The sequence below is a fragment of the Streptomyces olindensis genome, from assembly GCF_040645895.1.
GTDB classification, from domain to species: domain Bacteria; phylum Actinomycetota; class Actinomycetes; order Streptomycetales; family Streptomycetaceae; genus Streptomyces; species Streptomyces olindensis.
In genome coordinates, this window is record NZ_JBEYZD010000021.1 from 114,191 (window position 1) to 134,402 (window position 20,212).

Annotated in this window: 16 protein-coding genes; 10 read left to right on the top strand and 6 right to left on the bottom strand. The window is 71.9% G+C overall.

Translation table 11 applies throughout. From position 1 onward, the window contains the following. The first annotated feature begins 119 nt into the window (after positions 1-119). From ABZ948_RS16245 to ABZ948_RS16260, 4 genes are all read left to right on the top strand, one after another. Entirely contained in the window at positions 120-785 is a 666-nt protein-coding gene (locus ABZ948_RS16245; RefSeq protein ID WP_359759993.1) for a thioredoxin-like domain-containing protein, read from the top strand. Further along, positions 782-1,402 (top strand): DUF305 domain-containing protein, encoded by a 621-nt coding sequence (locus tag ABZ948_RS16250; RefSeq protein ID WP_359759995.1) that lies wholly within the window; start codon positions 782-784, stop codon positions 1,400-1,402. The genes ABZ948_RS16245 and ABZ948_RS16250 overlap by 4 nt, the downstream gene beginning before the upstream one ends. Positions 1,403-1,578: 176 nt before the next feature. After that, positions 1,579-3,522 (top strand): S53 family peptidase, encoded by a 1,944-nt coding sequence (locus tag ABZ948_RS16255; RefSeq protein ID WP_359759997.1) that lies wholly within the window; start codon positions 1,579-1,581, stop codon positions 3,520-3,522. Between the two features lie 77 nt (positions 3,523-3,599). Next, positions 3,600-5,354, top strand: coding sequence for an NAD+ synthase (locus tag ABZ948_RS16260; RefSeq protein ID WP_359759999.1), 1,755 nt, complete (start codon positions 3,600-3,602; stop codon positions 5,352-5,354). A gap of 111 nt (positions 5,355-5,465) precedes the next feature. Here the strand turns inward: ABZ948_RS16260 and ABZ948_RS16265 are convergent, their stop codons facing one another. From ABZ948_RS16265 to ABZ948_RS16275, 3 genes are read right to left on the bottom strand one after another with little or no spacing between them, the layout of a single operon-like run. Further along, positions 5,466-6,092 (bottom strand): VOC family protein, encoded by a 627-nt coding sequence (locus tag ABZ948_RS16265; RefSeq protein ID WP_359760001.1) that lies wholly within the window; start codon positions 6,090-6,092, stop codon positions 5,466-5,468. 52 nt (positions 6,093-6,144) lie between these two features. Then, the gene (locus ABZ948_RS16270; protein ID WP_359760003.1) at positions 6,145-6,594 is read right to left on the bottom strand and encodes a VOC family protein; all 450 of its coding nucleotides are present in this window, start codon (positions 6,592-6,594) and stop codon (positions 6,145-6,147) included. Positions 6,595-6,596: 2 nt separating this feature from the next. After that, positions 6,597-7,118 (bottom strand): pyridoxamine 5'-phosphate oxidase family protein, encoded by a 522-nt coding sequence (locus tag ABZ948_RS16275; protein WP_359760005.1) that lies wholly within the window; start codon positions 7,116-7,118, stop codon positions 6,597-6,599. A 146-nt stretch (positions 7,119-7,264) separates the two neighbouring features. Between ABZ948_RS16275 and ABZ948_RS16280 the strand changes: the two genes are divergently transcribed. After that, positions 7,265-10,273 carry a bifunctional [glutamine synthetase] adenylyltransferase/[glutamine synthetase]-adenylyl-L-tyrosine phosphorylase gene (locus ABZ948_RS16280; protein WP_359760007.1) on the top strand — a complete coding sequence of 1,003 codons (3,009 nt, stop codon included), beginning with the start codon at positions 7,265-7,267 and terminating at the stop codon, positions 10,271-10,273. Here ABZ948_RS16280 and ABZ948_RS16285 read toward each other — a convergent pair. Further along, complete coding sequence (locus ABZ948_RS16285; RefSeq protein WP_359760009.1) at positions 10,252-10,878, bottom strand: TetR/AcrR family transcriptional regulator; 627 nt, start codon at positions 10,876-10,878, stop codon at positions 10,252-10,254. The genes ABZ948_RS16280 and ABZ948_RS16285 overlap by 22 nt on opposite strands. A 177-nt stretch (positions 10,879-11,055) precedes the next feature. On the opposite strand from ABZ948_RS16285, the gene ABZ948_RS16290 reads away from it, so the two are divergent. Further along, the gene (locus ABZ948_RS16290) at positions 11,056-12,510 is read left to right on the top strand and encodes an APC family permease (RefSeq protein WP_359760011.1); all 1,455 of its coding nucleotides are present in this window, start codon (positions 11,056-11,058) and stop codon (positions 12,508-12,510) included. A 26-nt stretch (positions 12,511-12,536) separates the two neighbouring features. Then, a complete protein-coding gene (locus ABZ948_RS16295; protein ID WP_359760013.1) occupies positions 12,537-14,108 on the top strand; it encodes an amidohydrolase in 1,572 nt (523 codons plus the stop codon). Positions 14,109-14,294: 186 nt separating this feature from the next. Here ABZ948_RS16295 and ABZ948_RS16300 read toward each other — a convergent pair whose 3' ends face one another. Both ABZ948_RS16300 and ABZ948_RS16305 read right to left on the bottom strand, forming a co-directional pair. Further along, positions 14,295-15,161: a phosphatase PAP2 family protein gene (locus ABZ948_RS16300; protein ID WP_359760015.1), complete on the bottom strand. Its 867-nt coding sequence runs from the start codon at positions 15,159-15,161 to the stop codon at positions 14,295-14,297. Between the two features lie 169 nt (positions 15,162-15,330). After that, entirely contained in the window at positions 15,331-16,374 is a 1,044-nt protein-coding gene (locus ABZ948_RS16305) for a LacI family DNA-binding transcriptional regulator (protein WP_359760016.1), read from the bottom strand. Between the two features lie 388 nt (positions 16,375-16,762). Between ABZ948_RS16305 and ABZ948_RS16310 the strand changes: the two genes are divergently transcribed. The 3 genes from ABZ948_RS16310 (at position 16,763) to ABZ948_RS16320 (ending at position 20,077) form a co-directional block, all read left to right on the top strand. Further along, complete coding sequence (locus tag ABZ948_RS16310) at positions 16,763-18,031, top strand: extracellular solute-binding protein (RefSeq protein ID WP_359760018.1); 1,269 nt, start codon at positions 16,763-16,765, stop codon at positions 18,029-18,031. A 118-nt stretch (positions 18,032-18,149) separates the two neighbouring features. Then, a complete protein-coding gene (locus ABZ948_RS16315) occupies positions 18,150-19,154 on the top strand; it encodes a carbohydrate ABC transporter permease (protein WP_359760020.1) in 1,005 nt (334 codons plus the stop codon). A gap of 14 nt (positions 19,155-19,168) precedes the next feature. Then, positions 19,169-20,077 carry a sugar ABC transporter permease gene (locus tag ABZ948_RS16320; RefSeq protein WP_359760022.1) on the top strand — a complete coding sequence of 303 codons (909 nt, stop codon included), beginning with the start codon at positions 19,169-19,171 and terminating at the stop codon, positions 20,075-20,077. The last annotated feature ends 135 nt before the right edge of the window (positions 20,078-20,212 follow it).

Below are 20,212 nucleotides of genomic sequence, written 5' to 3' on the forward strand. Positions count from 1 at the left end.
CCGCTGTCGGTGCCGTATCGATTCGGCCCATTCCCGCGGTCGCCCTACGAGCCGCCCCGCCTCCCCCATTACGATCAGGCCACCCGACCGTCCCATCTTTCCCCCGCGAAGGACTTCTCATGGGCTCCGCCAAGAAGAGCAGCACGGCACGCAAGGCGCGAATAGAGGAGATGCGGCGCGCCGAGCAGGCCCGTGAGCGCCGCAACCGCATCCTCACCATCGTCGCCAGCGTCGTGATCGTCGGCGGCCTGGTGGCCGGCGGCGTCGTGCTCGTGCAGTCCCAGTCCGACAACGGCAGTGACACCGCGGCGAGCGACTCCTCGGGCAAGGGCAAGTTCGTCACCGGCAAGGACGGCGTGAAGACCTGGGAGGGCAAGCTCTCCCGCAACCACGTCACCAAGGCCGTGAAGTACGCCTCCGAGCCGCCGGTCGGCGGCGACCACAACCAGGTGTGGATGAACTGCAACGGCGACGTCTACACCAAGGAGATCAACAACACCAACGCCGTGCACTCGCTGGAGCACGGCGCGGTGTGGGTGACGTACAACGCCGCCGCGAAGAAGGCCGACGTCGACGCGCTCGCGGCGAAGGTGAAGAAGACGCCGTACACGCTGATGAGCCCGATGGACGACCAGAAGGACCCGATCATGCTCTCGGCGTGGGGCCACCAGCGCACCGTGACGGGCGCCGACGACCCGAACGTCGACAAGTTCTTCGAGAAGTTCGTCCAGGGCGAGCAGACGCCCGAGCCGGGTGCCGCCTGCACGAACGGGCTCTCTCAGTGAGGCAGGCGGCTCTGATCGCCGGGGCCGCGGCGACGGCGCTCGTCGCGGCCGGCGCGATCACCTACGCCGTCGCCGGAGACGACGGCGGCGGCACGACCCCCTCCGCCGAGTCCGCCGACGCCGGGTTCGCGCGGGACATGGCGGTGCACCACCAGCAGGCCGTGGAGATGTCGTACATCGTGCGCGACCGCACGAAGGACGAGGAGGTGCGGCGCCTCGCCTACGACATCGCGCAGACCCAGGCCAACCAGCGCGGCATGATGCTCGGCTGGCTCGACCTGTGGGGCCTGCCCAAGGTGTCCTCCGAGCCGCCGATGACCTGGATGGGCATGGGAGGCATGGCCTCCGGCAAGGACGGCGCGCTGATGCCGGGCATGGCGACCAACACCGAGATGAAGAAGCTCGGCGAGCTCAGCGGGAAGCAGGCGGAGGTCTTCTACCTCCAGCTGATGACGGACCATCACAAGGGCGGCATCCACATGGCCGAGGGCTGCGTGGAGAAGTGCCGGGTCGGGGTGGAGAAGCGGCTCGCGCAGGGCATGGTGGACGCGCAAGAGTCGGAGATCGGCCTGATGGCGGACCTGCTCAAGGCGCGGGGTGCCGCACCGCGCCCGTAAGGCGTAGGGCGTTCGTAGGGCGTAAGCCTCAAATCGCCCTGCTCGGCGGCTCCTTGGGCTCTTCTTGGCCTCGGTAGAACGCTTCTTGGGCTTCGCATTCCCCTTGCATGAACGGTTCGTCGACAGAGTGGCGACCGTCGAGTGATCCACTCGCGACGAACCGCACAGGGGGTTCCATGAGATCCAACCGCGCCAAGGTGCGCGCCGGGGTGAGCGTGGCGGCGACACTGCCGATGCTCGCCGGTGCGCTGGCGCTCGGCATACCCGCGGCGCACGCCGCCGACCACCCGCTCCGCGACCTGCTGGCCGGGACCCGGCCCGCGTGGGCCACGGCCAAGGCGGACCAGGGCGCCACCTCCGACGACGCCACGATCTCCGCCCGGGTCTACCTCGCCGGCAGGGACGCCGCCGGCCTCGCCGCGTACGCCAAGGCCGTCTCCGACCCGAAGTCGGCCTCCTACGGCAAGTACCTGAGCGCCCGGAAGGCCCAGGCCCGCTTCGGCGCGACCAAGGCCCAGGTGGCGGCCGTGAAGGCCTGGCTCACGTCCGCCGGCCTGAAGGTCACGGGCGTCACGCCGCACTACGTCTCCGTCACCGGTGACGTGGCCGCCGCCGAGAAGGCGTTCGGCACCCAGCTGCACAACTTCGCCAAGGGCGCCCGGACCTACCGCGCGCCGGCGAGCAGCGCCTCCGTGCCGGCCGGCCTCGCCGACGCCGTGCTGACCGTGACCGGCCTGGACAACGCGCCCCACATGGCCACGCACGACGACCGGCTGCCGCCGCCGGACACCGTGTTCCGCAACGCCGGGCCCTTCTCCTCGTACTACGGCTCGAAGACCGCGAGCACGCTGCCCGACGCGTACGGCGGCAAGATCCCGTACGCGATCAAGGGCTACACGGGCAAGCAGCTGCGGGCCGCCTACGGCGCGGGCACCCGCACCGGCAAGGGCGTCCGGGTCGCGATCACGGACGCGTACGCCTCCCCGACCATCGCCTACGACGCGGGCACCTACGCCGGCAAGCACGGCGACGCGGCGTGGAAGACCGGCCAGCTGCGCCAGGTGCTGCCCAAGAAGTACACGAACACCAAGGACTGCTCGGCCGCCGGCTGGTACGGCGAGGAGACCCTGGACGTCGAGGCCGTGCACGCGGTCGCGCCGGCCGCGGGCGTCACCTACGTGGGCGCCGCCTCCTGCATGGACGACGACCTGCTCGACGCGCTCGGCAAGGTCGTCGACCACCACCTGGCCGACATCGTCTCCAACTCCTGGGGCGAGGTCGAGGCCGCACAGACCCCCGACCTCGCGGCCGCCTACGACCAGGTCTTCCAGCTGGGCGCGGTCGAGGGCATCGGCTTCTACTTCTCCTCCGGCGACGACGGCGACGAGGTCGCCGGCTCCGGGACGAAGCAGGTCGACTCCCCGGCCAACTCGGCGTGGGTCACCGCCGTCGGCGGCACCTCGCTGGCCGTCGGCAAGGACGACACGTACCTGTGGGAGACCGGCTGGGGCACCGAGAAGGCGAACCTGTCGGCCGACGGCAAGAGCTGGACCGACTTCCCCGGCGCCTTCACCTCCGGCGCGGGCGGCGGCACCAGCAGGACCGTCGCCGAGCCCTCCTACCAGCAGGGTGTGGTGCCCGAGGCGCTGGCCAAGGCCAACAGCCCCGACGGCAACCGGGTCGTCCCGGACATCGCGGCCATCGCCGACCCGAACACCGGCTTCCTGGTGGGCCAGACCCAGACCATGCCCGACGGCAAGACGCAGGCGTACAGCGAGTACCGCATCGGCGGCACGTCGCTCGCCGCGCCGACCATCGCGGCCATCCAGGCCCTGGCCCAGGAGGCCCGCGGCGGCACGCCGATCGGCTTCGCCAACCCGGCGATCTACGCGAAGTCCGGCTCGAAGGTCTACCACGACGTCACCGACAACCCGACGGGCTCCGGCCTCGCCGTGGCCCGCGTCGACTTCGTGAACGGCTACGACGCCACGGGCGGACTGGCCACGTCCGTGCGCAGCCTGGGCAAGGACAGCTCGCTGCAGGCCGTCAAGGGCTACGACGACGTCACCGGCGTGGGCACGCCCGCGAACGGCTACGTCGAGTCGTACCGGCGCCGCTGACCTCCGCAAGGGGACCGGGGTGGTGTGGGGTGACCCACACCACCCCATTGCGTCGCTCTGACGATTACACTGGGCCCGTGCCTCAACTACGTCTCGCCCTGAACCAGATCGACTCGAGCGTCGGCGACCTCGCCCAGAACGCCGAGTCGATCGTCCGCTGGACCCGGCACTCCGCCGAGCAGGGAGCGCATCTCGTGGCGTTCCCGGAGATGGCGCTGACCGGGTATCCCGTCGAGGACCTGGCCCTCAGGTCGTCCTTCGTGGAGGCCTCCCGCGCGGCCCTGAAGAGTCTCGCCGCCCGCCTGGCCGAGGAGGGCTTCGGTGAGCTGCCGGTCATCGTCGGCTACCTCGACCGCAGCGAGACCGCCCAGCCGAAGTACGGCCAGCCGGCCGGCGCCCCGCAGAACGCGGGGGCGGTGCTGTACGGCGGCGAGGTCGTCCTGAACTTCGCCAAGCACCACCTGCCGAACTACGGCGTCTTCGACGAGTTCCGCTACTTCGTGCCCGGCGACAGCATGCCGGTCCTGCGCGTCCACGGCGTGGACGTCGCCCTCGCCATCTGCGAGGACCTCTGGCAGGACGGCGGCCGCGTCCCCGCCGCCCGTTCGGCGCAGGCGGGCCTGCTGGTCTCGATCAACGCCTCCCCCTACGAGCGCAACAAGGACGACACGCGCCTGGAGCTGGTCCGCAAGCGGGCCCAGGAGGCCGGCTGCACCACGGCGTACCTCGCCATGATCGGCGGCCAGGACGAGCTGGTCTTCGACGGCGACTCGATCGTCGTCGACCGGGACGGCGAGGTCGTCGCCCGGGCGCCGCAGTTCTCCGAGGGCTGCGTGGTCCTGGACCTGGACCTGCCGGCGGCGGCCGCGAACGCCCCGACCGGCGTCGTCGACGACGGCCTGCGCATCGACCGGGTGGTGCTCTCCGAGGAGCCGCTGCCCGCGTACGAGCCCGAGCTCACGGGCGGCTACGCGGACCGTCTGGACGACGACGAGGAGGTCTACTCGGCGCTCGTCGTGGGCCTGCGGGCGTACGTCGCGAAGAACGGCTTCACGTCGGTCCTGATCGGCCTGTCCGGCGGCATCGACTCCTCGCTGGTCGCGGCGATCGCGTGCGACGCGGTGGGCGCGCAGAACGTGTACGGCGTGTCGATGCCGTCGAAGTACTCCTCGGACCACTCCAAGGACGACGCCGCCGAGCTGGCCCGCCGCACGGGCCTGAACTACCGCACGGTCGCCATCGAGCCGATGTTCGACGCGTACATGGGCTCGCTGGGGCTGACGGGCCTGGCGGAGGAGAACCTCCAGTCGCGCCTGCGCGGCACGCTGCTCATGGCGATCTCCAACCAGGAGGGCCACATCGTCCTGGCCCCCGGCAACAAGTCGGAACTGGCGGTCGGCTACTCGACGCTCTACGGCGACTCCGTCGGCGCGTACGGCCCCATCAAGGACGTCTACAAGACGTCGATCTTCCGCCTGGCCGAGTGGCGCAACCGGGCCGCCCGGGAGCGCGGCCAGACCCCGCCGATCCCCGAGAACTCCATCACCAAGCCCCCGAGCGCCGAACTCCGCCCGGGCCAGGTCGACACGGACTCGCTGCCGGACTACCCGGTGCTGGACGCGATCCTGGAGCTGTACGTGGACCGCGACCGGGGCGCGGACGAGATCGTGGCGGCCGGCTACGACCGGGAGCTGGTCACGAAGACGCTGCGCATGGTCGACACGGCCGAGTACAAGCGGCGGCAGTACCCGCCGGGCACGAAGATCTCGCCGAAGGGCTTCGGCAAGGACCGGCGGCTGCCGATCACGAACGGGTGGCGGGAGTCGGTCTGACCGCTCCCGCGGGCCCACCGCCCGGGCGCCTGCCCCCGCCGTCACCGACCGTGCGGGCGGTGGCAGGCGCGGCCCCCTGACGCGGCCGCCGGTGTGCGCCCGCGTCACCGGTCACAGCGACGCCGTCTGCGGGGCGGTCGCCCACACGAACCCGTCCGGGTCGGTGAAGGGCCCGGTGTCGCCGTGGATCGTGAGCCGGTGCGAGCCGGTGCCCTCGGGAGAGACGCCGGCGACCTTGGCCAGCCCGCCGCGCTTGTACAGGGCCAGCTTGACGGGAGCCGAGCCGGTGGCGAACTCGACGTACTTGCCGCCGAAGCTCTTGCCGACCGGGAGGCCGTGCTCGACGTAGAACCGCTTGCTGGCCTTCACGTCCTCGACGCCGAGCAGGAGCACCAGCTCGTCGAACCGCCGGGTCGCCGGGCCGGTGTTCTTCTTCGACGAGGACGCGACCTGCCAGATCGTCCCGTCCGGGGCCTGGACGACGCCGCCGTAGCCCCAGAGCGACTTCGCGGCGGGCTTCAGCGTCGTGGCGCCGGCGGCCACGGCCGCGTCGACGAGGGCGTCGACGTCGGCCGGCTGCGCCACGACGAGCGACAGCGTGAACCCGCGGAAGCCGGTGGACGGGGCCTCGGAGGCCCGCAGGCGCACCTGGTCGCCCAGGCCGAAGGCGGTGCTGTAGAAGCGTTCGGCGGCCGCGGGGTCGGCCACCTCGAGGGTGACGGATGCGATGGAAGTCATGACTGCGACGCTAGCCGCGCTCCCGGGGGCCGGCTTCTCGAATCCTGACCGATCAGCCCCCCTGCGGCCGCTTCCCCTTCGCCAGCAGCTCGTGCAACGGCTCCGTCGCCCGCCTCCGGTACTCCTGCACCGCCCACCCATTGCCGTCCGGGTCCCGGAAGTGCATGAACGTGGCGCCGTCGTCCGGCGCGTACTGGACCGGCTCCGAGACGTCGAGGCCGCGGGCCACGAGCTCGGCGTGCGCCGCCTTGATGTCGGCCACGCACAGCTGCAGGCCCTGGTAGGAGCCGGGGGCCGGCGCCGGCCCCGGGGTCATCTGCCAGATGGAGTCGCCGAGCGCGATCGAGCAGCCGGAACCCGGAGGGGTCAGCTGGACGATCCGCATCCCGGGCATGACCTCCTGGTCGATGTCGACGTGGAAACCGACCTTGTCCCGGTAGAAGTCCCGGGCCCGGTCGATGTCGGTGACGGGCAGCGGGATCACTTCGAGGGTGAAGTCCATCGCTAGTCCTCCCTGGTGAATCGCCAGCGGGTCTGGCTGAACGGCTCCCCCTTACCGAAGCCGAAAACCGTCCCCGGCGCCACCGAGTAGACGACCGCCCGCCCCGCGCCGTGGTGGAAATGGCCTTCCCGTACCTCGAAGTGCCAGAAGCTGCCGTACTTCACCTCCCACGCGGTGGCCAGTTCCCGTAGCCGCGCCTCGTCCGTCACACGCACCGCCTCGCCCTCGACCACCAGGTCGTAGCCCTGGTTCCAGGTGTTCGTGCCGGTGGTGAGCACGACGTGCGGGTTCTCCGCGAGGTTCCTCGCCTTGCGTTCCTCCGGGCCCGTGCAGAAGTGCAGGGCGCCGTCCGACCAGACCGCGGGCAGGGGAGTGACGTGCGGGCGGCCGTCCGGTCGCACCGTCGAGATCCAGAACAGCTCGGCCGCCGCCAGCCGTGCCCGCGCCTCCCTCCACTCCGTCGCCGTGGCCGTCTCGTCGCTGTACCGCCGGTCCAGGCGGGTCCGCGGGTGCATGGTGGTCATGAGCGTCCTCCAGACCTGTGCTCTCCCCGGTGCAGACCCCGTCCGCCTGCCGAACTCATCGGCGCTTCCCCCAGGCCCTGCGGTTAGGCTCAAAGCCGTACGACCTTGATCCGACGCAAGCCAGGAAAAGTGCGAGGGAGGCCCGGATGACGGCGGCCCCGGGGCGCAGGAGCAGTACCTTCACGCGGCTGCTGCGGCACGGCTTCACCGACGCCTCCGCCGCCGAGCGGCTCCTGGACAGCGTCGAGCTGGCACCGCTGCGCGACGACCCGGTGCTGTTGGAGGCGCTGGGCGCGACCGCCGACCCCGATCTGGCGCTGCTCGGCCTGGTCCGGCTGCTGGAGGCCCAGCCGAGCCCCGGCGCCCGCCGGGAGCTGCTCGACACCCTGATCGCGGCCAAGCCGCTGCGCGACCGGCTGCTCGGCGTGCTCGGCGCGTCCACCGCCCTCGCCGAGCACCTCACCCGCCACCCGGACGACTGGCAGGCCCTCGTGACGTACGAGTCGCGGGACCTGCACCCCGGGGTGGAGGAGTTCGAGGCAGGGCTCGCGGAGGCCACCGACCCGGTCTCCCTGCGCGTCGCCTACCGGCGCTGCCTGCTGTCCATCGCCGCCCGGGACGTGTGCGGCACGACCGGTGTCGCCGAGTCCGCCGCCGAGCTCGCCGACCTCGCCACCGCCACCCTGCGCGCCGCGCTCGCCCTGGCCCGGGAGGCCGCGCCCGAGGACGCCGCGCTGTGCCGGCTCGCGGTGATCGCGATGGGCAAGTGCGGCGGCCGCGAGCTGAACTACGTCTCCGACGTGGACGTCATCTTCGTGGGGGAGGCCGCCGAGGGGGCCGACGAGACCAAGGCGATCCGGGCCGCGACCCGGCTGGCCTCGCACATGATGCGGATCTGCTCGGAGACCACGGTCGAGGGCTCCATCTGGCCGGTGGACGCCAACCTGCGGCCCGAGGGCAGGAACGGCCCGCTCGTGCGGACCCTCTCCAGCCACCTCGCCTACTACCAGCGCTGGGCGAAGACCTGGGAGTTCCAGGCGCTGCTCAAGGCCCGCCCGGTGGCCGGTGACCTCGACCTCGGCGAGGAGTACGTCGCCGCCGTCCAGCCGCTGGTGTGGAAGGCCGCCGAGCGTGAGAACTTCGTCCCGGACGTGCAGAAGATGCGCCGCCGGGTCGTGGAGAACATTCCCGCCGCCGAGGTCGACCGTCAGCTGAAGCTGGGCCCGGGCGGCCTGCGGGACGTCGAGTTCGCCGTGCAGCTGCTCCAGCTGGTGCACGGCCGCGCCGACACCTCGCTGCGCAGCGGCACCACCCTCGACGCGCTCAAGGCCCTCGCGGCCGGCGGCTACGTGGGCCGGGCCGACGCCGCCCAGCTCGACGAGGCGTACCGGTTCCTGCGCTTCATGGAGCACCGCATCCAGCTGTTCCGGCTGCGCCGCACCCACCTCGTCCCGGAGGACGAGGCCGAGCTGCGCCGCATCGGCCGCTCCCTCGGGCTGCGCACCGACCCGGTCGCCGACCTGCACCGCGAGTGGCGCCGGCACGCCACCGTCGTACGCCGCCTGCACGAGAAGCTGTTCTACCGGCCGCTGCTCGACGCGGTCGCCCAGCTCGCCACCGGCGAGGCCCGGCTGAGCGCCGAGGCGGCCCGGGAGCGCATGGTCGCCCTCGGCTACGACGACCCGGCCTCCGCGCTGCGCCACCTGGAGGCGCTGGCCTCCGGCGTCACCCGCAAGGCCGCCATCCAGCGCACCCTGCTGCCCGTGATGCTGGGCTGGTTCGCCGACTCGGCCGACCCGGACGCGGGTCTGCTCAACTTCCGCAAGGTGTCGGACGCGCTCGGCAAGACGCCCTGGTACCTGCGGCTGCTGCGGGACGAGGGTGCCGCCGCGCAGAACCTCGCCCGGGTGCTGTCCGCCGGCCGGCTGGCGCCGGACCTGCTGATGCGCGCCCCGGAGGCGGTGGCGCTGCTCGGCGACGGGGACGGCGGCGGTCTGGAACCGAGGTCCCGCGCCCACCTGGAGCAGGAGATACTCGCCGCCGTGAACCGGGCCGACGGAGCCGCCCAGGCGGTCACGGCCGCCCGTGGGGTGCGCCGCCGCGAGCTGTTCCGCACGGCCGCCGCCGACATCGTCGGCTCCTACGGCACCGAGGAGCAGCCGGCCGAGGCCGACCAGGGTGCCCTGGTGGACCGGGTCGGCGGCGCGGTGTCGGACCTGACGGCGGCGACCCTGGCCGGCACGCTCCGCGCGGTCGTCCGGGACGGCTGGGGCGACGAGCTGCCCACCCGGTTCGCGATCATCGGCATGGGCCGGTTCGGCGGCCACGAACTGGGCTACGGCTCCGACGCGGACGTGCTGTTCGTGCACGAGCCGCGCGACGGCGTCGACGAGCGGGAGGCCTCCCAGGCGGCCAACAAGGTCGTCTCGGAGATGCGCCGCCTGCTCCAGATCCCCAGCGCCGACCCGCCCCTGCTCATCGACGCCGACCTGCGCCCGGAGGGCAAGTCCGGGCCGCTCGTGCGCACGCTCAAGTCCTACGAGGCGTACTACCGCCGGTGGTCCCTGACCTGGGAGTCGCACGCGCTGCTGCGGGCGGAGCCCGTCGCCGGGGACGAGGACCTGGGCCGCCGTTTCATCGAGCTGATCGACCCGCTGCGCCACCCGGCGGACGGGCTCGGTGACGAGGCCGTGCGGGAGATACGGCGGCTGAAGGCCCGGATGGAGTCCGAGCGGCTGCCGCGCGGCGCCGACCCGAAACTGCACGCCAAGCTCGGTCCGGGCGGCCTGTCCGACGTGGAGTGGACGGTGCAGCTGCTGCAGCTGCGGCACGGCGCGGAGGAGCCCGGCCTGCGCACCACCCGCACCCGCGAGGCCCTGGCCGCCGCCCGCGCGGCCGGGCTCATCACGGACGAGGACGCGGCGATCCTGGACGAGGCCTGGGTGCTCGCGACCCGCGTCCGCAACGCGGTGATGCTGGTCCGCGGCCGGGCCGGGGACACCTTCCCCACGGACTCGCGCGAACTGGCCGCCGTGGGACGGTACCTGGGCTACGGCCCGGGCCACGCCGGCGACATGCTCGACGCGTACCGGCGGACGGCCCGCAGGGCGCGGGCCGTGGTGGAGGAGCTGTTCTACGGGGTGGCCGAGCGCTGAGCCCGGGCCTCGAGTTCGCGGGCGTGCGCGAGGAACGCCGCCAGTCCCACGTCGAACGCCCGGTCCGCCCGCCCCTCGCTCGACGCCGACAGGGCCTCGGCCAGCCGCGGGGTCGGTTGGGACGCGGTCAGTTCCCACATGGTCTCGGGCGCCGCGAGGTCGAGGGCCGAGCCGAGGACCAGGTTCTCCAGGGCGGTGAGCAGGGGCATCACGTCGGCCGGCGCGAAGCCCGCGTCGAGCAGCAGCGTCACGGCCCGCTCGTACTGCTCCAGCACGCGCGGCGCCCGCACGGGTGACGTCATCAGCAGCGGGACCGCCCTGGGGTGCGCGGCGAACGCGGCCCGGTAGGAGCGGGCCCAGGCCTCCAGCGCCGCGTCCCAGGGACGCAGGTCCAGGGTCGCGGGGTCGATGGCCGACGCCACCCGCTCGCGCAGCAGCTCGACGATGCCGTCCCGGCCGTCCACGTGGTGGTACACCGAGCCGGTCTGCGCGCCGAGCCGCTTGGCGACCTGCGGCACGCTGAAGTCGCCGCGCTCGTCGACGATTTGCAGTGCCGTCGTGGCGATGCGCTCGCGGTCGAGGAGCGGTGTGCGCGGCCGTCCCATGGTCGGTGGTCCCCCTGAGGTCTTCCCGGATGCCGAGGTAGAGGCTACATTGCCAAAACCGAAAGCCTTTAGATTTACCGGCCCGGCCACCGGAGGCCCCTAGGGGGTGTCCGGTGTTCCGGCGGCGACCCCGCACGCCCGGATCCCCTCCCCGTCCGCCGTTCGAAGGGCTTGCCCATGTCCGTCACCACCTCGTCGGGGGAGCGCACCCCGCCCGCCACGGCGACCCTGCGCTCCGGCTCCCTCGGCACCGCCGACATCGCCTTCTTCGTCGTGTCCGCCGCCGCCCCGCTGACCGTCATGGCCGGCGTCGCCCCCCTCGCGATCCTCCTCGGCGGCGTCGGCGCCCCCGTCGGCTACCTGCTGGCCGGCCTCACCCTCGCCGTCTTCGCCGTCGGCTTCACCACCATGAGCCGGCACATCAGGAGCGGCGGCGCCTTCTACGCGTACATCACCCGAGGCCTCGGCCGCCCCGTCGGCATCGGCGCCGCCCTGCTCGCCCTGGTCGGCTACAACGGCATGGAGATCGGCGTCTACGGCCTCCTCGGCAGCACCACGCGGGACACCGCGCACACCCTGTTCGGCGCGGACCTCCCCTGGCTGCCCATCTCGCTGGCGGGCCTGCTGCTCATCGGCTACGGCGGCTACCGCTCGATCGACTTCGGCGCCAAGGTCCTCGGCGTGCTGCTCGTCGCCGAGACCGGCATCCTCGTGCTGCTCGCGGGCGGGGTGCTGTTCGAGGGCGGCGCGCACGGGCTCTCCCTGACCTCCTTCGACCCCGGCAACGTCCTCGTCCCCGGCACCGCGGCCGTCCTCGCCTTCGCCTTCGCCGCGTTCACCGGCTTCGAGTCGACCGTCATCTACCGCCGCGAGGCCCGTGACCCCCAGCGCACGGTGCCCCGCGCGACCTACGCGGCCATCGGATTCCTCGGCCTGTTCTACGCGTTCATCGTCTGGACCGTCATCCAGGCCTTCGGCGACGCCGACATCGTCGCGGCCGCCGGCAAGAACCCGGCCGAGCTGTTCTTCACCGCCATCACCACCTACGTCGGCGGCTGGGCGGCCGACCTGATGCACGTCTTCATCGTCACCAGCGTCCTCGCCTCGCTGCTCGCCTTCCACAACGCGATCAACCGGTACGCCCTCGCGCTCGCCGAGGAGGGCGTGCTGCCCAAGGCGCTGGGCCGCATCCACCCGCGGCACGGCTCCCCGTACGTCGCCGGCATCGCCCAGACGGTCCTCGGCGCGGTCGTCGTCCTCGCCTTCGCCGCGGCCGGCGCCGACCCGTACGGCCGGCTGCTGCTGTGGGTCAACACCCCCGGGATGATCGGGCTGTTCCTGCTCCAGCTGCTCGCCGCGATCGCCGTGCCCTGCTACTTCCGCCGCGTCCCCCACCAGGAGGGCGTGCTGCGGACGGTGATCGCGCCCGTCACCGCGGCCGTGCTGCTCGCCACGGCCATCGTGCTCGTCGTCGACCACATCGACCTGTTCACCGGGGCGAGCGCGACCGTCAACACCGTCCTCGTCGTCACGGCCCCGGCCGTGTTCGCCGTCGGCCTCGCCCTCGCGTGGTGGCTGCGCGCCCGACGCCCGGACGTCTACGCCGACTTCGCCGCCGAACCCGCCGAATAGCCCCACCCTCCAGAGGAGTTCACCGCATGCCGACCGCCGATCTGGTCCTCACCGGCGCCAAGGTCCGCACCCTCGCCCCCGACCGCCCGTACGCCACCTCCGTCGCCGTGCGCGACGGGAGGATCGCGGCGGTCGGCGACGAGACGGACGTGCGCGACTGGCGCGGGCCGGGCACCGAGGTGGTCCACCTGGACGGCGCGCACCTGGTGCCCGGCCTCGTGGACGCGCACAGCCACCCCGTGTGGGGCCTGGACATGGCGACCGGCACGGACCTGTCGGCGGTGACGGACCTGGCGGGCCTGCGCGCCGCCCTCGCGGAGGCCGGGCGCACCGACGGCTGGGTCCTCGGCTTCGGCCTCGACCACAACGCCTTCCAGGGCCGCCCCGTCGACCGGGACCTGATCGAGGACGTCCTCCCCGGCACCCCCGCCTTCCTGCGCCTCTACGACGGCCACTCCGCCCTCGCGACCGGCCCGGCCCTCGCGGCGGCCGGGGTGCGGGGCCCCCGGGACTTCGCCCAGCGCTCGCAGGTCGTCTGCGACGCCACGGGACGGCCCACCGGGCACCTCGTCGAGCACGCGGCGATGGACCTGGTGGCCGGGGTCGCGCCCCGGCCGTCGTACGCCGCACGCCGGGCCCGCCTGGTGGAGCTGCTCGCCGCCATGGCCGCGACCGGCCTCACCGGGGCGCACGTCATGGACGCCGGGGACCCGGAGCTGATCGATTCCGTGGCGCGCGAGACGGTGCTGCCGCTGCGGCTGCGGTTCGCGCCCTGGTGCATGCCGGGCGCGGACCGGGCCGCCCTGGACGACCTGGTCGCCGCCCAGGGCCGGGGCGGACGGCACTGGCGGACCGGCGGGGTCAAGTTCTTCATGGACGGCACCGTCGAGGGCGGCACGGCCTGGCTGGAGCACGCCGACTGCCACGGCCAGGGCACCGAGGCGTTCTGGCCCGACCCGGAGGCGTACGCCGCCGCCGTACGGCACCTGCACGCGGCCGGGGTGCGTACGGCCACGCACGCCATCGGGGACGCGGCGGTACGGCACGTCCTGGACGTGGTCGAAGGGCTCGGGCCCGGCGGGCACGGGGTCCACCGCGTCGAGCACATCGAGACGGTGCCGGACGAGTTGCTGCCGCGCTTCGCGCGCCTGGGCGTGGCGGCGTCCATGCAGCCGCCGCACACCGCGTACACCCGCGCCGACGGCACGGACGAGTGGTCCCGGCGGCTCGGCTCCGGGCGGGCCGGCCGGGCCTGGCGGCTGCGGGACCTGCGAGACGCGGGCGCGGTGGTGGCGCTGGGCTCGGACTGGCCGATCGCGCACTACGACGCCCGCGCCGTGCTCGCCACGGCCCGCACGCCCCGGGGTGCGGCGGCGGCGCGGGCCGGGCTGACGGGACTGGAGGCGCTGGAGGGCTGCACCCGCCACGCGGCGCTGGCGGCGGGGGAGGCGGACGTGGCCGGGCGCGTCGCCCCCGGCCAGCGGGCCGACCTGACGGCACTGGGACTGGATCCGGTGGCCGCTCCGGCGGACGAGGTGGCCGAGGCGCCGGTGCGACTGACGATGACCGGGGGCCATGTCGTGTATCGGGGGGCGTGAGCCCCGGCGGTGGCCGTGAGACACCGGCGCCGGCGGTGGGGCACACGGCGCCGGCGGCGGGGCTACGGCGGTCCTGTTGTGGGCACCGTCGGTGGTGTGGGGCGCCGCCGGTCACCGCCGCCCGGCTCGGCGCAGCGACAGCAGACGGCAGGCGCTGGGCGGCAGCTCAGACTCTGGGCGGCAGGTTCAGACCCTGGTAGGCAGCAGCGGCCGGCCGGTCCCGCGTGGCCGCGCCGGCACCCGCTGCGGCAGGGCGTACGGATGCCTGCCGTACCAGAGCGTCGCCACCGCGAATCCGAAGGCCAGGCACAGCATGCCGCCCACCGCGTCGAGCCAGAAGTGGTTGGCCGTGGCGACGATCACCACCAGCGTCAGCGCCGGGTACAGCAGGCCCAGCACCCGCACCCAGGGGATCGTCGCCAGGGCGAAGATCGTCAGGCCGCACCACACGGACCAGCCGATGTGCATCGACGGCATCGCCGCGTACTGGTTCGACATGTGCTTCAGGTCGCCGGAGGCCATCGACCCCCAGGTCTGGTGGACCATGACCGTGTCGATGAAGCCGCCGCCGTTCATCAGCCGCGGGGGCGCCAGCGGATACAGGTAGTAGCCGAGCAGGGCGACGGCGGTCGTCGCGAACAGCACCAGGCGGGTGGCCGCGTAGCGGCCGGGATGGCGACGGTACAGCCACACGAGCACACCCAGCGTGACCACGAAGTGGAGCGTCGCGTAGTAGTAGTTCATGGCGATGATCAGCCAAGTCACCGAGTTCACCGCGTGGTTGACCGACTCCTCGACGGCGATGCCCAGCTGGTGCTCGGCCTTCCAGATCCAGTCGGCGTTGCGCAGGGCCTCGGCCTTCTGCTCGGGCACGGCGTTGCGGACGAGCGAGTACGTCCAGTAACTCACCGCGATCAGCAGGATCTCGAACCAGAAGCGGGGCCGGCGCGGGGTGCGCAGCCGGCGCAGGGGACCCGGCCCCGTCTCGGCCGTGACGGGGTGCGGAAGGGCCGCTTCCCGGCCTTCCGGCGTCGTCACGGTCGTGTCACCCATAGGCACAAAGTCTGCCAGATAAGCCCTGTCCCACCGATCATCCTCCGGTCTGGTCCGAACCGCATGTTCTACGGCGGAACGACCCCTTCCCCTCCTACCGGCGCAGGGCGCGAGGGCGCGGTTCTCCACCCTGGGGACGAGACGGACGATTCAGGAGTGATCAGATGATTCAGGGGCGTGCGCGGTCCCCGCGGTCCCCGGGCGCCGAAGCGGTCGAACCGCGCACCACCAGTTCCGGCATGAACACGAACTCGCTGTGCGGCGCGGGCGTCCCGCCGATCTCCTCCAGCAGCGTGCGCACCGCCGCCTGCCCCATCGCCGGGACCGGCTTGCGGATCGTCGTCAGCGGCGGGTCGGTGAAGGCGATCAGCGGCGAGTCGTCGAAGCCGACCACGGAGATGTCCTTCGGAACCTCCAGGCCGCGCTGCCGGGCCGCCCGGATCGCGCCCAGCGCCATCATGTCGCTGGCGCACACCACGGCCGTGCAGTTCCGCTCGATCAGGGCGGTGGCGGCGGCCTGCCCGCCCTCCAGCGTGTACAGGGAGTGCTGCACCAGCTCCGACTCGATCGCCTCGGCGCTCAGCCCCAACTGGTCCTGCACCGCCCGCACGAACCCCTCGATCTTGCGCTGCACGGGCACGAACCGCTTGGGCCCGAGAGCCAGCCCGATCCGCGTGTGCCCGAGGGACGCCAGGTGCGTCACCGCCAGGCTCATCGCCGCGCGGTCGTCGGGGGAGATGAACGGCGCCTGCACCTTCGGCGAGAAACCGTCGACCAGGACGTAGGGCACGCCCTGCGCGCGCAGCCGGTCGTAGCGCTGCATGTCGGCGGTGGTGTCCGCGTGCAGCCCGGAGACGTAGATGATGCCCGCGACCCCGCGGTCCACGAGCATCTCGGTCAGCTCGTCCTCGGTCGAACCGCCCGGGGTCTGGGTGGCCAGCACCGGCGTGTAGCCCTGCCGTGTCAGCGCCTGGCCGATGACCTGGGCCAGGGCCGGGAAGATCGGGTTCTCCAGCTCCGGGGTGATCAGGCCCACCAGGCCCTCGCTGCGCTGGCGCAGCCGCACCGGGCGTTCGTAGCCCAGCACGTCGAGGGCGGCCAGCACGGACTGGCGGGTGGTGGCGGCGACGCCCGGCTTCCCGTTGAGGACGCGGCTGACGGTCGCTTCGCTCACCCCCGCCTGCAAAGCGATGTCCGCAAGCCGTGTGGTCACAGCACTGGACTGTAGCGGCCGGACTTCTGCTTGCACACCGACGGGACGCCGGGTGCGGGCCGGCGCACGGCCCGCTGCGGGTTGCTTGGTCATCGCGGTCCCTTGAAGTCGTGTCGGCGTCCGCTCCGCAACGGATGATTCCCCCGGCGGCAACGGATGGCAAGTGCTTGCAGAGTCTTGCACAACTGTCCGACTCCCCGCCGAACAGCCGGAAATCAAGGCTTCAGGGCGATCGAGGGGAGGTCACGGCGGGATAACCATCCGCACCGCTTGCAACTTTTTGCTGCAAGGTCTTTCGCAAGTCGTCGAGGCGCGGCTAATCTCACCGACGCCCGGCCGCCAACGGCGCAGTCGGCAGCACAACGGGCTTCACCCTCAAGGAGAACTCATGCGGCGTGGCATAGCGGCCACCGCGCTGGTGGCGTCCCTCGCCCTGGCGGCGACGGCGTGCGGCGGAAGCGACAGCGGCGACGAGGCCGGCGGCCCGGTCACCATCACCTGGTGGGACACCTCCAACGCCACCAACGAGGCGCCGACGTACCAGGCCCTGGTCAAGGAGTTCGAGGCCGCCAACAAGGACATCAAGGTCAAGTACGTCAACGTCCCCTTCGACCAGGCGCAGAACAAGTTCGACACCGCCGCCGGTTCCAAGGGCGCCCCCGACGTGCTGCGCTCCGAGGTCGGCTGGACCCCCGCCTTCGCCAAGAAGGGCTTCTTCGCGCCGCTGGACGGCACCGAGGCCCTCGCCGAGCAGGACAAGTTCCAGCCCAGCCTGATCGAGCAGGCCAAGTACGAGGGCAAGACCTACGGCGTCCCCTTCACCACGGACACCCTCGCCCTCGTCTACAACAAGGAACTGTTCGAGAAGGCCGGCGTCGAGGCGCCCAAGACCTGGGACGACCTGAAGAAGGCCGCCGCCACCATCAAGGACAAGACCGGCGTCGACGGCTACTGGGGCTCCACCCAGGCCTACTACGCCCAGTCCTTCCTCTACGGCGAGGGCACCGACACGGTCGACGTCGACGCCAAGAAGATCACCGTCACCTCGCCCGAGGCCGAGAAGGCCTACGGCACCTGGCAGAGCCTCTTCTCCGGCAAGGGCCTGCACAAGGCCGACACCACCGCCGACGCCTACGCCCACATCCAGGAGGCGTTCGTCAGCGGCAAGGTCGCCTCGATCATCCAGGGCCCGTGGGAGATCACGAACTTCTACAAGGGCTCGGCCTTCAAGGACAAGAACAACCTCGGCATCGCCACCGTCCCGGCCGGCTCCACCGGCAAGGCGGGCGCCCCGACCGGCGGCCACAACCTCTCGGTGTATGCGGGCTCGGACAAGGCCCACCAGGAGGCCTCGCTGAAGTTCGTGAAGTTCATGACCTCGGCCAAGGCCCAGGAGACCATCGCGCTGAAGAACTCCACGCTGCCCACGCGCGAGGACGCCTACACCGCGAAGGTCAAGGCCGACCCGGGCATCGCCGGCTACCAGGGCGTGCTCTCCGCCGCCCAGCCGCGCCCGGCCCTGCCTGAGTACAGCTCCCTGTGGGGCCCGCTGGACGACGAGCTGATCAAGATCGCGGGCGGCAAGGTGTCCCTGGACAAGGGCCTCGGCAACGCCGAGACCGCCATCGCCAAGCTGGTGCCGGACTACAGCAAGTGACCGCCGCGTGGCCGCCGGATCCCCCGGTCATGGGGGAGGGGATCCGGCGGCCACCGGTCTGCGCCCGCGGCCCGGGCAGCCCTCCTGAACTCCTTGAACTTCCAGAAGGTGTCGAACCATGACAGTCGCCATCGACCGAGCGACCGGCAAGCGGCGCGGTGAGCGGGCACCACGGCCCGGGCCGGCCCAGCGGCTGAAGAACGGCTTCCACCGGCACTGGTACGCCTACGCGATGATCGCCCCGGTGGTGATCGTCCTCGGCGTCCTCGTGCTGTACCCGCTGGCGTACGGCCTGTACCTCACCCTCACCGACGCCACCAGCCTCAACACCGCCCGCACGATCGGCGTCAACGAGATCGAGGCCACCTACAAGTTCATCGGCCTGGACAACTACGCCGACATCCTGTGGGGCCCGACCTCGTACGACCGCTTCTGGTCGCACTTCCTGTGGACGATCTTCTGGACGGCGGCCTGCGTCGCCCTGCACTACGGCATCGGGCTCGGCCTCGCCCTGCTGCTCAACCAGAAGCTGCGCGGCCGCACCCTCTACCGCATGATCCTGGTGCTGCCCTGGGCCGTGCCGACCTTCGTCACCGTCTTCGGCTGGCGGTTCATGCTCGCCGACGGCGGCATCATCAACAGCGGCCTGGAGTTCCTGCACCTGCCGACGCCGTCGTGGCTGGAGGACACCTTCTGGCAGCGGTTCTCCGCGATCATGGTCAACACCTGGTGCGGTGTGCCGTTCATGATGGTCTCTCTGCTCGGCGGCCTGCAGTCGATCGACGCGAGCCTGTACGAGGCCTCGGAGATGGACGGCGCCAATGCCTGGCAGCGCTTCCGGTACGTCACCCTGCCCGGCCTCAGGTCCGTCAGCACCACGGTCGTCCTGCTCGGCGTCATCTGGACGTTCAACCAGTTCGCCATCATCTTCCTGCTGTTCGGCAACACGGCCCCCGACGCGCAGATCCTCGTGACCTGGGCCTACCAGCTGGGCTTCGGGCAGCAGCCGCGCGACTACGCCCAGTCCGCCGCCTACGGGATCCTGCTGCTGTCGATCCTGATCGTCTTCACCTCCTTCTACCGCCGCTGGCTGAACCGCAACGAGCAGCAGCTCGCGATCTGAGGCAGGAGTCCGAAATGAGTACGACCACCGTCGAGACCTCCGCCCCGGCGACCGAGCGGCGCCCCGCCGGCGCCCCCGGCAGGACGCGCCGGCGCGGCGAGCAGAGCCGCGCGGCCACCCTCGCCTCGCACGCCGTGCTGATCGTCGCGAGCCTGACCGCGCTCTTCCCGGTCGCCTGGCTGTTCTTCCTGTCCCTCGGACCGGACAAGGACGACTACCTCCACCCCGGGCGCATCTGGGGCAAGATGACGTTCGACAACTACGCGTTCGTCCTCCAGGACACCAGCTTCTTCGACTGGCTGACGAGCACGCTGGTCGTGGTGCTGGGCACGACGCTGATCGGTGTCGTCGTCGCCGCGTCCACCGGTTACGCGGTCTCCCGCATGCGGTTCCCGGGCTACCGGAAGCTGATGTGGGTGCTGCTCGTCACCCAGATGTTCCCGATCGCGGTACTGATCGTGCCGATGTACCAGATCCTGTCGGACCTGCGGCTCATCGACAGCTACCTTGGTCTCATCCTTGTCAACTGCACCACGATCGTGCCGTACTGCGCCTGGCTGATGAAGGGCTATTTCGACACCATCCCGTTCGAGATCGACGAGGCCGGGCGCGTCGACGGGCTGACCCCCTTCGGCACGTTCGCGCGGCTCATCCTGCCGCTCGCCAAGCCGGGACTCGCGGTCGCGGCGTTCTACAGCTTCCTCACGGCCTTCGGGGAGGTCGCGTTCGCCTCGACGTTCATGCTGAGCGACGACAAGTACACCTTCGCCGTCGGACTGCAGACGTTCGTCAGCGAGCACGACGCGCAGCGGAACCTGATGGCCGCGACGGCCGTGCTGATCGCCATACCGGCCGCCATCTTCTTCTACCTCGTGCAGAAGAACCTGGTGACCGGGCTCACCGCCGGCGGCACGAAGGGATGACCTTTCGTCGAGTGATCGGCTGCGGCGCCGTCGTGGCTGGTCGCGCAGTTCCCCGCGCCCCGAAGGGGCGCCGTGTGGCGGCCGCCGGGCCCCACCCACCCCCCTGAAACGCCGCGCCGGCGAGGCCCGCCCTGC